This is a genomic window from Pseudomonas sp. RIT288 (assembly GCF_000631985.1).
In the GTDB taxonomy this organism is placed as follows: domain Bacteria; phylum Pseudomonadota; class Gammaproteobacteria; order Pseudomonadales; family Pseudomonadaceae; genus Aquipseudomonas.
Genome location: NZ_JFYN01000034.1, coordinates 526,667 through 540,684, shown reverse-complemented (window position 1 = coordinate 540,684; position 14,018 = coordinate 526,667). Strand labels below are relative to the sequence as shown.

Genomic DNA, 14,018 nt, shown 5'->3' with positions numbered 1-14,018 from the left:
TTCTTATTCCTTCCCGGCAAACCCACAAGATAGTTTTTTGCGTGATATCAATATGCTTTAACAGTATTTAAATTCTTGTTTTTATACCTATAAAGTCAGCGCCTGCCGGACAGTTACCGCTGCCATGGACTGCATGACCGTCGCTTACCGAGCGACGTCCAGGATGCTTCATGACTTTCGGTTACGCATTTATCCTCAGTACCCTGCCGGCGTTTCTCAAAGCCGTGGGCGCAACTGGAATCGGGCCGCTCCATCGGCCTGTCGCACGGCCAGTTGCTGCGCTACGTGATCCTGCCGCAAGCGGGGATTCTCAGCCTGCCGTCGCTGTTCGCCAATTTCATTTTCCTGCTCAAGGAAACCACCGTGGTTTCGGCGGTGGCCGTGCCTGAAATCCTCTACACCACCAAGAGCTACATCGCGCCGAAGCCGAAAGTCGTCAGCGAAAGCGCCGCGACAAACTGATCGTCGGCGTGTTCACCGACAAACCGCCTTTCGGTTTCGTCGATGAGGCCGGACGCTACGTCGGCTTCGACACCGACATCGGCCGGCGCTTCGCCAAGGATCTGCTGGGCGATGAAAACAAGGTCGAATTCGTGGCCGTGGAGCCGGCGAGCCGCATTCCGTTCCTGCAACGCGACAGGTCGACCTGATCCTCGCCAACATGACCGTGACCCCGAACCTCAAGGTCGCGGTGCAGGCGCTGGTGCCGCAAGGCAACGCAGTGAAAAGCCTCGATGACCTGGCCAGTTGCACCACCACCGGCACCACCGCCGACATCTGGCTGACCAAGAATCATCCGGACTGGAAACAGCTGAAGTTCGAGAAAAACTCCGAGTCGCTGCAAGCCCTGGCCAACGGGCGCGGCGATGCCTGCGCGCAGGACAATCTGGTGCTGTTCAGCTGGGCCAAGCAGAACCCGGGCTACCGCGTGCTGGACGAAAAACTCGGTGCCGAAGCACCGATTGCGCCGGCAGTGAAGAAGGGCAACGTCGAGCTGCGTGACTGGGTGCATACCGAGCTGGCGAAGCTGGGTGAAGAGAAGTCCCTGCTCAAGCTGTACGACCAATATGTGCGTAAAGAGCTGAGCGATGACACCCAGCCTGAGAGTGTGATTGTCGAGGGTGGCAAGTGGCAGGGGTGATTAATCAAGGCGCAAAAGATCGCAGCCTGCGGCAGCTCCTACAGGGGCAGCACCTGTCGCCATATCACGGCGCGACGCGAAACCTGTAGGAGCTGCCGCAGGCTGCGATCTTTTCGCTTTCAATCCGGCCAATGCCACGCCGGCTCATCCAGCACCCGCTGGCCGACAATGCCGGTCTGGCCGAAGGTCTTCTCCAGCACGATGCAATTGCACTCCGGATCTTCCTGCAACGCCGAGATCAACCGCCGCGCATGGGACACCACCCACACCTGACACCGTTCCGACGCGCGAATGATCAAGCGCGCCAGCGCCGGCAACAGATCCGGATGCAGACTGGTTTCCGGTTCGTTGAGCACCATCAAAGACGGCGGCCTCGGGGTCAGCAAAGCCGCGACCAGCAGCAGATAACGCAATGTCCCGTCCGACAGCTCCGCCGCCGACAATGGCCGCAACAACCCCTCCTGGAAAAACTCGATGGCAAAGCGTCCGCCGGCCAATGGTGCGATGTTCAGCCGTGCGCCGGGAAACGCGTCGCTGACCGCGGCCTGCAACGCCTCGGGGTCGCCGATTTCATTGATGGTCTGCAACGCTGCGGCGAGGTCGCGGCCGTCGTGATGCAGCACCGGCGTGCGCGTACCCAATTGCGGCTGGCGCACCGGGGCGTCGGCGTCGCTGCGAAAGTGATCGTAGAAGCGCCAGCGGCGAATGAACTCGCGCATCTGGAACACTTCCGGCGAACTGCGCAGGCTGCCGACCTGATCGAACAGGCTGTCGAAGTTCGGCGTGTGTTGCGCCAGCACGTCCCAGCTGCGGGCTTCGCGGGCGCGGATCATCGGCCCGTTGCGATCCACCAGCAGGCTCGCCGGGCGATAGAGCGGCCCGGCCCAGATGCATTCGCGCTTGATCTGCGGATCGAGGCTGAAACGCGAGGGGCTGGGATGAGTGTCCCCCGGCAACATGAAGTGTCCGTTGGAGTCGGGCAAGCCGAGGCTGATGGAGTAGCTGAAATCCTCGCCGGCAAACCCCAGGCGCAGACGTTTGACGCCCTGACGCACCGTCGGCTCGACCGCCACTTCGCCGTTGCGCATGCGCCGGCTGATGGTTTCCGGCCCGGCCCAGAACGTCGAATCCAGCCCACCCTCGCGGGCCAGCGCATTGACCACGCCGCCCTGCGCGGTCTCCGCCAGCAGACGCAAGGCCCGATATAGATTTGACTTGCCGCTGCCGTTGGGGCCGGTGATCAGGTTCAGCCGGCCCAGTGGAATCACCAATTTGTTGATCGAGCGGTAATTGGCCACCGCGAGGGTCTTGAGCATGAAAATCCTTCTCTTGAGGCGACCATTGTAGGAGCTGCCGTAGGCTGCGATCTTTTGATCCTGCTCTTATAAAGTCAAAAGATCGCAGCCTGCGGCAGCTCCTACACGGGAAATATAGAGATCACGCAGGCGAAGGTTGAACCCTGTTCTAAGCTCACAGTCGTATCGTCACTTGCACGTTCGTACACAGGAAGGAGTCTGCATGGCGAGTCCCGGATTGAAAACAGTGGTCATGCTGAGCCTGCTCACGACGCTGACCGCTTGCGGCAAGAAAGAAGCCCCGGCGGAGTACTTGCCCCGGGTCTTTGTGCAAGTGGTGAAGCCGGCTGACTACGCCGCTGCCGTGACCCTCACCGGTGACGTTCAGGCCCGGGTGCAGACCGAACTGTCGTTCCGCGTCGGCGGCAAGATCATCCAGCGCATGGTCGATGTCGGCGACCGGGTGAGCGCCAGGCAGGTGCTGGCCAAACTCGATCCCAAGGATTTGCAGACCAACGTCGATTCCGCCCAGGCGCAGGTTGTCGCCGAGCAGGCGCGAGTCAAACAGACCGCCGCGGCGTTCGTGCGGCAGCAGAAACTGTTGCCCAAGGGTTACACCAGTCAGAGCGAATTCGACTCTGCTCAAGCCGCCTTGCGCAGCAGTCAGAGCGCCCTGAGCGCGGCTCAGGCGCAACTGGCCAATGCCAAGGATCAACTCAGTTACACCTCACTGATTGCTGATGCTCCCGGCATCATCACCGAGCGGCAGGCTGAAGTCGGCCAGGTGGTCCAGGCGACCGCACCGATTTTCAAACTGGCCCGCGATGGCGAGCGCGATGCGGTGTTCAACGTCTACGAATCGCTGCTCTCTGAGCGGCCCGCCGATCGCTCGATCGTGGTCAGCCTGCTCGACAACCCCAACATCAAGACCACTGGCACCGTGCGCGAAATCACCCCGGCGGTGTCGGCACAGTCCGGCACGGTGCAGGTCAAGGTCACCCTCGACAGCCTGCCGCAGGGCATGCAGCTGGGCTCGGTGGTCAGCGCCAGCGCCAAAGGCTCCGGCAAGTCGGCAGTGGAATTGCCGTGGTCGGCGCTGACCAAAAACATCAGCGACCCCGCCGTATGGATTGTCGATGACAAAGGCGAGGCGCAACTGCACAACGTCACGGTCGGTCGCTACCTGACCGGCAACGTCATCATCAGTGAAGGACTCTCCGGCGGCGAGAAGGTGATTGTGGCCGGTGGGCAACTGCTGCACCCGGGGATAAAAGTCGAGGTGGCGGAAAACACCTACAAGGATCTGCAACCGGGAGCGCAGCCATGAAGCGTCTGGGGCTGTTGTCCATCGGTGTGTTGCTGGCTGCCTGCTCGAAAAGCGAGCCACCGCCGGAACCGGTGCGGCCGGTGCTGTCGATCAAGGTGCAGGCGCTGAACGAGGAAACCCTCGGGCGTTTTGCCGGGAGCATTCAGGCGCGTTACGAGAGCAACACCGGGTTTCGCGTTGGCGGCCGTATCGCCAGTCGCAACGTCGATGTTGGCGCTGAAGTCGACAAGGGCACGCTGCTCGCCACCCTCGACCCGACCGATCAGCAGAACCAGTTACGCTCGGCCCAAGGCGATCTGGCCAAAGTGCAGGCGCAACTGATCAACGCCCAGGCCAATGCCCGGCGGCAGCAAGCGCTGTTCGATCGCGGAGTGGGTGCCCAGGCACAACTGGACATCGCCACCACCGACCTGAAAACCACCCAGGCTTCGCTCGATCAGGCGCGGGCAGCGGTCAATCAGAGCAAGGATCAGCTCGGCTACACCGAACTGCGCGCCGACCACAAAGCCGTGGTCACCGCATGGAATGCCGAGGCCGGCCAAGTGGTGACCGCCGGCCAGCAAGTGGTGACCCTGGCGCAACCGGACATCAAGGAAGCAGTGATCGACCTGCCGGACACGCTGGTCGATCAGATCCCGTCCGACGTGGTGTTTCTGGTGGCCGCGCAACTCGACCCGAGCATCAACACCACGGCGATCATTCGCGAAATCGAACCCCAGGCGCAGAGTGCCACGCGTACCCGTCGCGCCCGCCTGACCCTGAGCGAAACACCCCCCGGTTTTCGTCTCGGCACAGCGATCAGCGTGACCCTCAGTTCGGCGATCAAACCGCGCATCGAATTGCCCGCCACGGCGTTGCAGGAAGTCGACGGCAAGACCCGCATCTGGGTCATCGACACCCAGAGCAAAACCGTGTCACCGCGCGATGTCAGTGTCACCAGCCGCACCGACAGCACCGTGGTGCTGGCCGGCGGGGTCAAGAGTGGTGAGCAGGTGGTCAGCGCAGGCGTCAACAGTCTCAAACCCGGACAAGCCGTGAAACTCGACGAGGACAGTCAATGAAAGGCTCTTTCAATCTCTCCGAATGGGCCCTCAAGCATCAGTCGTTCGTCTGGTACCTGATGTTCGTCGCGCTGCTGATGGGGGTGTTTTCCTACTTCAATCTGGGGCGCGAAGAAGACCCCTCGTTCACCATCAAGACCATGGTCATCCAGACCAAATGGCCGGGCGCGACCCAGGAAGAAACCCTCAAGCAGGTCACCGACCGCATCGAGAAAAAACTCGAGGAACTCGATTCTCTCGACTACGTGAAAAGCTACACGCGCCCCGGCGAATCGACGGTCTACGTGTACCTGCGTGACACCACCAGCGCCAAGGACATCCCGGAAATCTGGTACCAGGTGCGCAAGAAGATCGATGACATTCGCGGACAGTTTCCCCAAGGGATTCAGGGCCCCGGATTCAACGATGAGTTCGGCGACGTCTACGGCTCGGTCTACGCGTTTACCGCCGACGGCCTGACCATGCGCCAGTTGCGCGACTACGTGGAACAGGCCCGCGCCGAGATCCGCAACGTACCGGGGCTGGGCAAGATCGAGATGGTCGGCCAGCAGGACGAAGTGATTTACCTGAACTTCTCCACCCGCAAACTCGCGGCGCTGGGTATCGATCAGCGCCAGGTGGTGCAGAGCCTGCAATCGCAGAACGCGGTGACCCCGGCGGGTGTGATCGAGGCCGGGCCGGAGCGGATTTCCGTGCGCACTTCGGGGCAGTTCGCTTCGGAGAAGGATCTGGCCGAGGTCAATCTCAAGCTCAACGACCGTTTCTATCGGCTGGCCGACATCGCCGACATCAGCCGTGGTTACGTCGACCCGGCCACCCCGGAATTCCGCTTCGACGGCAAACCGGCCATCGGCCTGGCGATCGCCATGCAGAAGGGCGGCAACGTGCAGGAGTTCGGTAAAGCGCTGCACGCGCGCATCGACCAGTTGACGGCCGACCTGCCGGTGGGCGTCGGCGTGCACACCGTTTCCGATCAGGCGGTGGTGGTGGAAGAGGCCGTCGGCGGCTTCACCAGCGCGCTGTTCGAAGCGGTGATCATCGTGCTGGTGGTCAGCTTCATCAGTCTTGGCGTGCGCGCCGGACTGGTGGTGGCGTGCTCGATTCCGCTGGTGCTGGCGATGGTCTTCGTGTTCATGGAATACAGCGGCATCACCATGCAGCGGATTTCCCTCGGCGCACTGATCATCGCCCTCGGCCTGCTGGTGGACGACGCGATGATCACCGTGGAGATGATGGTCACGCGCCTGGAAATGGGCGAGACCAAGGAGCAGGCGGCGACGTTCGCCTACACCTCGACGGCATTTCCGATGCTCACCGGTACGCTGGTGACGGTCGCCGGTTTCGTGCCGATTGGCCTCAACGCCAGCTCTGCGGGTGAGTACACTTTCACCCTGTTTGCGGTGATCGCGGTGGCGATGCTGGTGTCGTGGATCGTCGCGGTGCTGTTCGCACCGGTGATTGGCGTGCACATTCTCAGCACCAACGTGAAACCCCACGAAGGCGAGCCTGGGCGCATTGGCCGAGCATTCAACCATGGCCTGTTGTGGTCGATGCGCAACCGTTGGTGGGCGATCGGCATCACCGTGTTGTGCTTCGTGCTGGCGGTATTCTGCATGCGCTTTGTGCAGAACCAGTTCTTCCCGTCCTCCGATCGCCCGGAAATCCTCGTCGATCTGAACCTGCCGCAAAACGCCTCGATCGACGAAACCCGCAAGGCCGTGGACAAGCTTGAAGCCACGCTCAAGGGCGACCCGGACATCGTGCGCTGGAGCACTTACATCGGTCAGGGCGCGATCCGTTTCTACCTGCCGCTCGACCAGCAATTGCAGAACCCGTACTACGCGCAGCTGGTGATCGTCAGCAAAGACTTCGAGGCCCGCGAAGCCCTCAGCCAACGCTTGCGTGAACGCTTGCACAAGGACTTCGTCGGCATCGGCAGTTACGTGCAGGCGCTGGAAATGGGCCCGCCGGTGGGACGGCCGATCCAGTACCGGGTCAGTGGCAAGGACATCGATCAGGTGCGCAAGCACGCCATCGACCTGGCGACGGAGCTGGACAAGAACGAACACATCGGCGAGATCATTTACGACTGGAACGAGCCGGGCAAAGTCCTGCGCATCGACATCGCCCAGGACAAGGCGCGTCAGCTCGGGCTGTCGTCGGAAGACGTGGCGAAGCTGATGAACAGCATCGTCAGCGGCTCGCCATTGACCCAGGTCGATGACGATATCTACTTGATCAACGTTGTTGGCCGGGCGGTGGATTCCGAACGCGGCACCCCGGAAACCCTGCAGAATCTGCAGATCGTCACACCCAACGGCACGTCGATTCCGCTGCTGGCCTTCGCCACCGTGCGGTATGAGCTGGAGCAACCGCTGGTGTGGCGTCGCGACCGTTTGCCGACCATCACCATCAAGGCCTCGGTGCGTGACGAGATCCAGCCGACCGACCTGGTGAAACTGCTCAAGCCGTCGATCGATGCCTTCGCTGAAAAACTGCCGGTCGGCTACAAAGTCGCCACCGGCGGTACGGTCGAGGAAAGTGGCAAGGCCCAAGGGCCAATCGCCAAGGTGCTGCCGTTGATGCTGTTTTTGATGGCGACCTTCCTGATGATCCAGCTGCACAGCGTGCAGAAGATGTTCCTGGTGGCGAGTGTCGCGCCGCTGGGTCTGATCGGCGTGGTGCTGGCGCTGGTGCCGACCGGGACGCCGATGGGCTTTGTGGCGATCCTCGGGATCCTGGCGCTGATCGGCATCATCATCCGTAACTCGGTGATTCTGGTGACGCAGATCGATGAGTTCGAGCAGAAGGGCTATGCGCCGTGGGATGCGGTGGTGGAAGCGACCGAGCACCGGCGCCGGCCGATCCTGCTGACCGCCGCGGCGGCGAGCATGGGCATGATCCCGATCGCCCGAGAAGTGTTCTGGGGGCCGATGGCTTACGCGATGATTGGCGGGATCGTGGTGGCGACGTTGCTGACGCTGCTGTTTCTGCCGGCGCTGTATGTGGCCTGGTACAAGATTCGCGAGCCGAAGAAAGAGACCGCTTGAGGCAAAAGCAAAAGATCGCAGCCTGCGGCAGCTCCTACGGGTAATCCCATGCAGGAACTGCCGAAGGCTGCGATCTTTTGATCTTCAGCCAACCCGCCGCCAGACACTCGCCAGCCAAGGCTGCTGCTCGCGCGGCAATCCCGCCGGCCGGTAGTAATGCTCAAGCTCGACAAACCCCGCTGCCGTGAGCAACCCGCGCCACGCCTCAAGATCGTGATACGCGCCATACCTCGGCCCGTTCCAGCCCTCACGGTTATCCCCGCGCGGATTGGAACTGAACAACACCCCGTCCGGCTTCAGCGTGCCATGCAACTGCTTGAGCACTCGCGGCAATTCCTGCGACGGCACATGAAACAGCACCGCATTGGCGAAGATCCCGTCGAAGCGCTCGGCCGGCAGATCGAGTTTCAGAAAGTCCTGCTGCCAGACCTCGCAACCGCTGTCCTCGCGGGCCATGCGCGCAAATTCCGGCGTGCCATCGAGGCCGACCGCGACGTGGCCCATGCGGGTGAACGTCTGCAGGTCGCGCCCCGGGCCGCAACCGAAATCGAGAATCGTGAACGGCGCAGTGCCGTGAATATGCCGTAGCAGCGCGTCGATGTTCTGGCTGACATCGTGGTCGCGGGTGCCTTCGCGGAAGTCTTCGGCCACCGAATTGTAGTGGCCGAGGGTGGTGGCGGTGATCTGTTCCAGATCGGTGGGAGTCTGCTTCATTGTCGAGGGCTGCGCGGCAGTTGGGATTTGCCGAATATACGCCAACCAGCGGGGCCGCTGCGCAGCCCATCGCGAGCAGGCTCACTCCTACATTTGAAATGCGCTCCCCTGTAGGAGTGAGCCTGCTCGCGATAGCGGTTTCAGAGGCGCGGCATGCCTTAACGCTTGTTCAGGCCCCGCGCCAGACGATCGCCACCCAGCTGAATCACCGCCACCAACGCCACCAGCAACACAATCACTGTCAACATGATCTGGCTGTCGAAACGCTGATAACCGTAGCGGTAAGCGATGTCGCCGAGGCCGCCGGCACCTATCGCCCCGGCCATGGCTGACGAGTTGATCATCGTCACCAGCGTAATCGTGAACCCGCCAACAATCCCCGGCAGCGCTTCAGGCAACAGTACGTGCCAGACGATGTGCCAGCGTCGGCAGCCCATGGCCTGCGCCGCCTCGATCAAGCCGTGATCGACCTCACGCAAGCTCACTTCGGCAATCCGCGCGAAGAACGGCGTCGCGGCAATGGTCAGCGGCACCACCGCCGCCCACACACCGTACGTGGTGCCGACTATTAGCCGGGTGAACGGAATCAGCGCGACCATCAGGATCAGAAACGGGATCGAGCGGAACAGATTCACGAACGCGCCCAGCGCCCGGTTGAGCAGCGGCGCCTGATAGATCCCGCCCTTGTCGCTGGTGACCAGAATCACCGCCATCGGGATCCCCACCAGCAACGCGATCAGCGACGACACGCCGACCATCAGGAAGGTGTCGATGAATCCCTGGAGCAAACGATCAAACCACATAACCCGATACCTCCACTCGTTGCGCCCACTGCCCGGCGCGCTCGCGCAATTGTTCGGCGCTCAAGGATGAGCCGCTGACCGCCAGCAACAGTTGTCCCAGCGCGTGGCCCTGAATCCGTTCAACGCCGCCCTGCAGCAACTTCACGCGTCCGCCGAGGGCAGCAAATAACGCGGCCAGATCCGGCTCGTCGCCGGCACTGCCAGTGAACTGCAAGCGCAATACCACCGCCGCGCCCGGGGAGGGCGGCTGGGCATGCAGACGGCTTTGCAGTTCTTCCGGCAGTGCGTGTTGCAGCGGCGCGAGCAAGGTCTGGCTGACCTCGTGCTGCGGATTGCCGAACACTTCCCAGACCGGGCCTTGCTCGACAATTCGCCCGTGTTCCAGTACCACCACGCGGTCGCAGATTTCGCGGATCACCGCCATTTCATGGGTGATCAACACAATGGTCAGGCCCAGGCGCTGATTGATCTCGCGCAGCAGGCCGAGGATCGACTGAGTGGTCTCGGGATCGAGCGCCGAAGTGGCCTCGTCGCAGAGCAGAATGTCCGGGTCATGCACCAATGCGCGGGCGATGCCGACACGCTGTTTCTGCCCACCGGAAAGCTGCGCCGGGTAGGCCGTGTGCTTGGCTTGCAAGCCGACCAGTTCGAGCAGTTCACGAACCTTCTGCTCGCGTTGCGCCTTCGGCACGCCCGCGACTTTCAGTGGCAGTTCGACGTTCTGCCATACGGTCTTGGCCGACATCAGGTTGAAGTGCTGGAAGATCATGCCGATGCGCCGCCGCAGCGTGACCAGCCGGTCTTCATCGAACTCGCCGATGTCGACCTGATCGATCAGCACCCGCCCCGCAGTCGGTTGTTCCAGACGATTGATCGTGCGGATCAGCGACGACTTGCCGGCGCCGCTGCGACCGATGATGCCGAACACCTCGCCGCGCTGGATCGCCAGATCGATGCCTTGCAGGGCCGCGACCGGGCCTTGTCGACCTTCGTAAATTTTACCCAGGCCGATGAAGCGTACGTGGGCGCGATTCAGCTCGGGATGCAGTTCGGTTTTTTCAGCATTTTTTGGCTCTGGAATCTCCAGTCGCCGTTGGATCGCGGCCGTCATGCTCAGCTTTCCCAACCGGCCTGATACAGCTTGCCGTGAGCTTTATCCAGCGCGGCGCGAACGGCCGGCGAGTGCTGGTAGATGTCGACGAACTTGATCAGGCGCGGGTCGTCCTTGCTCTTGGGCTGGATCACGAACTGGATCACGTATTCCTTGTGGTCGAGACCGTCGAACAGCAACGCCGAGCCCGCATCGAAGGTCTTCGCCAGACGGATGTAGGCCGGGTAGCCCTGAACCAGATCGGCGTCGTCATAGGCGCGCACCAGTTGCACGGCTTCGACTTGCAGGATCTTGATCTTCTTCGGGTTGGCGACGATGTCGTCTTCGGTGGCCTTGTAGCCGACCCCTGGTTTCAGGGTAATCAGACCCGCCTTGGCCAGCAGTTGCAGGCCGCGACCGCTGTTGATCGGATCGTTGGCGATGGCCACGCTGGCGCCTTCAGGCAACTCGTCGAAGCTTTTGTATTTTTTTGAATAGAGGCCGACGTTGTTGATGATCCCCGGAGCGAACGGCACCAGGTCAAAACCGGAGGCGGCCTTGGCGTTTTCGAGGAACGGGATGTGCTGGAAGTAGTTCACGTCGATGTCGCCGGCGGCGAGGCTGACGTTCGGTGCGATCCAGTCGGTGAACTCCACCAGCTCGACTTTCAGGCCTTGTTTGGAGGCCTCTTCGACGGCGGCTTCCAGCGGAATGGCGAAGGCGGCGGTGGTGCCGATTTTCAGTGGTGCATCGGCGGCGAACACAGCCGAACTGAACAGGCCGAAGGCCAGGGCCAGTGCTTTGACTGGGTGGGTCAGGAATTTCTGGGTCATGGTGGTTTTTCCAGTCAGTGCATAAGTTTTTAGTGTCTATTTGGGCCTCTTCGCGAGCAGGCTCGCTCCCACAGGGGAAATGCATTTCAAATGTGGGAGCGAGCCTGCTCGCGAAGCTGTTAATGCCGGTACGAAGCGCCGGTATGTTGCTCGGGCAAATGCGCTTCGCCGTGGAACAGCTTCTCGCGCAAGCTGCCGCTGTCATACGCGGTCTTGTACGACCCGCGCCGCTGTAACTCCGGAATCACCAGCTCGATGAAATCGACATAGCTTTCCGGGGTCACGATGCGCGTGAGGTTGAAGCCGTCCAGCCCGGTTTCGGCGATCCACGATTCCAGTTCATCCGCGACTTGCTCAGGCGAGCCGACCACGGTGATATAGCGGCCACCGAGGGCGTGCTGGTCGAGCAACTTACGTCGGGTCCAGTCGTTGTTCTGCAGGTTCTTGGTTGCGGACTGGATGGCGTTGCTCTTGACGTACTGAATCGGTTCGTCGATTTCGTACTGGGAAAAGTCGATGCCGGTGGAGGCTGAGAAATGTGCGACGCCGGCCTCGGCGCTGGCATGACTCAGGTACTCGGCGTGTTTGGCCCACGCGGCTGCTTCGGTCGCGCCGACGATCACGTTGAGGCCCATGAACACCTTGATGTCCTCGGGATTGCGCCCGGCCTCGACCGCGCTGGCGCGGACCTTGTCCACCTGCACCTTGGTCGACGGCTTGTTCTGGCCACTGATGAACACGCACTCGGCGTGACGTCCGGCGAACAGCAGACCGCGATCGGAACTGCCGGCCTGGAACAGCACCGGCGTACGCTGCGGCGACGGCTCGCAGAGGTGATAACCCTCGACCTGATAAAACTCGCCATGGTGCTCGACCTTGTGCACCTTCTCCGGCTGCGCGTAGATACGCTGCTCGCGATCATTGAGCACCGCGCCGTTTTCCCAACTGCCTTCCCAGAGTTTGTAGAGCACTTCGAGGTACTCGTCGGCCTGATCGTAACGGCGGTCATGCTCGACCTGTTCGCGCAGACCCATGGCCTTGGCGGCGCTGTCGAGGTAACCGGTGACGATGTTCCAGCCGACCCGACCACGGCTCAGATGATCGAGCGTGGACATTCGGCGGGCGAACAGATAGGGCGGTTCATAGGTGAGGTTGGCGGTGAGGCCGAAGCCGAGGTTTTTCGTCACGGCGGCCATCGCTGACACCAGCAGCAGCGGGTCGTTGACCGGCAACTGGATTGACTCTTTGAGCGTGACGTCCACCGAGTTCTGGTAGACGTCGTACACGCCGACGATGTCGGCGATGAACAGCCCGTCGAACAGCCCGCGCTCCAGCAACTGCGCCAGTTCGGTCCAATATTCAATTGTGTTGTAGCGGGTCGAGGTGTCGCGCGGATGCGTCCACAGGCCATGGTTGATATGGCCGATGCAGTTCATGTTGAACGCGTTGAGCAGGATCTTCTTTTTCGCGGCGCTCATCAGATCGTTCCTCGCAGCGGAGGCTTTTCATCGTTGAGGTAGTAATTGCCCACCGCGTGATACTTCCAGCGCACCGGGTCGTGCAAGGTGTGCACCCGGGCGTTGCGCCAGTGGCGGTCGAGGCCGTGCTCGATCAGGGTCGCCTGACTGCCGGCCAGTTCGAACAGGGTGCTGCCAGCGGCGAGCGATATTTCGGTGCTGATCGCCCGTGCTTCGGCGACGGCAATCGAGGCGGCGGCGACTGTTTCAGCGTTGGTCTCGGCCTGGGCTTTGTCGAGGAATTCGCCGGAGCGTTCCAGCAGTGCTTCGGTGGCGTGCAGACGAATGCTCAAGTGGCCGAAACTCTTCAGGGTCAGTGGATCCTCGGTGGCCTTGTCGTTGCCGGAATCGATCCACGGCCGGGTCTTGCTGCGCACGAAGTGCAGGGCATCTTCGTAAGCGGCGCGAGCGATACCGGTGTCGATGGCGGCGTGAAGAATCTGCGCCAGCGGGCCGACCGTGGTCGGACGCTCGAAGGCGCTCTGGAACGGGATCACATCCTCGGCGGCAACGTAGACGTCTTCGAACACCACCGAACCGCTGCCGGTGGTGCGCTGGCCGAAACCGCTCCAGTCGTCGATCACCGTAAGGCCTTTGCTGTCACGCGGGACGAAGGCCAGTTGCTGCACGCCATTTTCATCAACCACCGACGTCGGGATGCGCTGCGCATAGATCGCGCCGGTCGCATAAAACTTGCGACCGTTGATGCGATAGCCGTCGCCGTCACGCTTGAGGCTGGTGACGCGATCGTGGGCGGTTTTGGTACCCAGTTCCGCCAGAGCATTGCCGAAGCGCTGGCCGGCCAGCACCTCGGCGTACAGGCGTTGTTTCTGCTCGTGGCTGCCGTTAACGCGCAGCACTTCGAGGGCGTAGAAATGGTTTTGCGGAATCTGCCCGAGAGAGCCGTCAGCCTGAGCGATCAGGGCGATGACCTTGGCCAGGGTCACGTTGGACACGCCGGCGCCGCCATACTCCTTGGGCACGCTGATGCCCCACAGGCCGGAGCGGGAAAATACGTCGAGTTCCGGCAGTGGCAGGCGGCGTTCACGGTCGCGCACGGCACTGTCGCGTTTGAAATCTTCGGCCAGGTCGCTGGCGACGATCAGGGCTTGCTCATCGCTGGTGATAACCGCGACGGGATGGGAAAAAGGCATGGGTTTCTCCAATGCTTTTGAGAAAGTGTGCGG

At 61.8% G+C, this 14,018-nt stretch carries 10 protein-coding genes and 2 pseudogenes; 5 read left to right on the top strand and 7 right to left on the bottom strand.

Going from position 1 to position 14,018, the window contains the following annotated elements; all coding sequences use genetic code 11:
- Window positions 1-222 precede the first annotated feature (222 nt).
- Together BW33_RS30275 and BW33_RS30085 are read left to right on the top strand one after the other, a co-directional pair.
- A pseudogene (locus BW33_RS30275) lies at window positions 223-420 on the top strand (ABC transporter permease subunit); the annotation flags it as partial.
- Window positions 421-443: 23 nt separating this feature from the next.
- Window positions 444-1,141: pseudogene (locus BW33_RS30085) on the top strand (transporter substrate-binding domain-containing protein); the annotation flags it as partial.
- 119 nt (window positions 1,142-1,260) lie between these two features.
- Here the strand turns inward: BW33_RS30085 and BW33_RS21160 are convergent.
- Entirely contained in the window at window positions 1,261-2,457 is a 1,197-nt protein-coding gene (locus BW33_RS21160; protein WP_047600991.1) for an AAA family ATPase, read from the bottom strand.
- Between the two features lie 202 nt (window positions 2,458-2,659).
- On the opposite strand from BW33_RS21160, the gene BW33_RS21155 reads away from it, so the two are divergent.
- The 3 genes from BW33_RS21155 to BW33_RS21145 are packed head-to-tail and all read left to right on the top strand — an operon-like array spanning window position 2,660 to window position 7,874.
- Window positions 2,660-3,763: an efflux RND transporter periplasmic adaptor subunit gene (locus BW33_RS21155; RefSeq protein WP_047600990.1), complete on the top strand. Its 1,104-nt coding sequence runs from the start codon at window positions 2,660-2,662 to the stop codon at window positions 3,761-3,763.
- A complete protein-coding gene (locus BW33_RS21150; RefSeq protein WP_047600989.1) occupies window positions 3,760-4,824 on the top strand; it encodes an efflux RND transporter periplasmic adaptor subunit in 1,065 nt (354 codons plus the stop codon). The genes BW33_RS21155 and BW33_RS21150 overlap by 4 nt, the downstream gene beginning before the upstream one ends.
- On the top strand, window positions 4,821-7,874 hold the full coding sequence (locus tag BW33_RS21145) for an efflux RND transporter permease subunit (RefSeq protein WP_047600988.1): 3,054 nt from the start codon (window positions 4,821-4,823) through the stop codon (window positions 7,872-7,874). Before BW33_RS21150 ends, BW33_RS21145 begins: the two co-directional genes overlap by 4 nt.
- Window positions 7,875-7,958: 84 nt before the next feature.
- Here the strand turns inward: BW33_RS21145 and BW33_RS21140 are convergent, their stop codons facing one another.
- The 6 genes from BW33_RS21140 to BW33_RS21115 all read right to left on the bottom strand — a co-directional run bounded on the left by BW33_RS21140 (window position 7,959) and on the right by BW33_RS21115 (window position 13,985).
- On the bottom strand, window positions 7,959-8,588 hold the full coding sequence (locus BW33_RS21140; protein WP_047600987.1) for a class I SAM-dependent methyltransferase: 630 nt from the start codon (window positions 8,586-8,588) through the stop codon (window positions 7,959-7,961).
- Window positions 8,589-8,746: 158 nt separating this feature from the next.
- Window positions 8,747-9,391, bottom strand: a complete 645-nt coding sequence (locus BW33_RS21135; RefSeq protein WP_027611182.1) for a methionine ABC transporter permease — start codon at window positions 9,389-9,391, stop codon at window positions 8,747-8,749.
- Window positions 9,381-10,502, bottom strand: coding sequence for a methionine ABC transporter ATP-binding protein (locus BW33_RS21130; RefSeq protein WP_047600986.1), 1,122 nt, complete (start codon window positions 10,500-10,502; stop codon window positions 9,381-9,383). Before BW33_RS21130 ends, BW33_RS21135 begins: the two co-directional genes overlap by 11 nt.
- A 2-nt stretch (window positions 10,503-10,504) precedes the next feature.
- Window positions 10,505-11,314, bottom strand: a complete 810-nt coding sequence (locus BW33_RS21125; RefSeq protein ID WP_047600984.1) for a MetQ/NlpA family ABC transporter substrate-binding protein — start codon at window positions 11,312-11,314, stop codon at window positions 10,505-10,507.
- 119 nt (window positions 11,315-11,433) lie between these two features.
- Entirely contained in the window at window positions 11,434-12,792 is a 1,359-nt protein-coding gene (locus tag BW33_RS21120; RefSeq protein WP_047600983.1) for an LLM class flavin-dependent oxidoreductase, read from the bottom strand.
- Entirely contained in the window at window positions 12,792-13,985 is a 1,194-nt protein-coding gene (locus BW33_RS21115; RefSeq protein WP_047600981.1) for an SfnB family sulfur acquisition oxidoreductase, read from the bottom strand. The genes BW33_RS21120 and BW33_RS21115 overlap by 1 nt, the downstream gene beginning before the upstream one ends.
- Window positions 13,986-14,018 lie beyond the last annotated feature (33 nt).

Coding starts and splice junctions, on each gene's coding strand:
- BW33_RS21115 (WP_047600981.1), bottom strand. CDS start 13,985: ATGCCTTTTTCCCATCCCGTCGCGGTTATCACCAGCGATGAGCAAGCC.
- BW33_RS21145 (WP_047600988.1), top strand. CDS start 4,821: ATGAAAGGCTCTTTCAATCTCTCCGAATGGGCCCTCAAGCATCAGTCG.
- BW33_RS21125 (WP_047600984.1), bottom strand. CDS start 11,314: ATGACCCAGAAATTCCTGACCCACCCAGTCAAAGCACTGGCCCTGGCC.
- BW33_RS21120 (WP_047600983.1), bottom strand. CDS start 12,792: ATGAGCGCCGCGAAAAAGAAGATCCTGCTCAACGCGTTCAACATGAAC.
- BW33_RS21135 (WP_027611182.1), bottom strand. CDS start 9,391: ATGTGGTTTGATCGTTTGCTCCAGGGATTCATCGACACCTTCCTGATG.
- BW33_RS21130 (WP_047600986.1), bottom strand. CDS start 10,502: ATGACGGCCGCGATCCAACGGCGACTGGAGATTCCAGAGCCAAAAAAT.
- BW33_RS21140 (WP_047600987.1), bottom strand. CDS start 8,588: ATGAAGCAGACTCCCACCGATCTGGAACAGATCACCGCCACCACCCTC.
- BW33_RS21155 (WP_047600990.1), top strand. CDS start 2,660: ATGGCGAGTCCCGGATTGAAAACAGTGGTCATGCTGAGCCTGCTCACG.
- BW33_RS21160 (WP_047600991.1), bottom strand. CDS start 2,457: ATGCTCAAGACCCTCGCGGTGGCCAATTACCGCTCGATCAACAAATTG.
- BW33_RS21150 (WP_047600989.1), top strand. CDS start 3,760: ATGAAGCGTCTGGGGCTGTTGTCCATCGGTGTGTTGCTGGCTGCCTGC.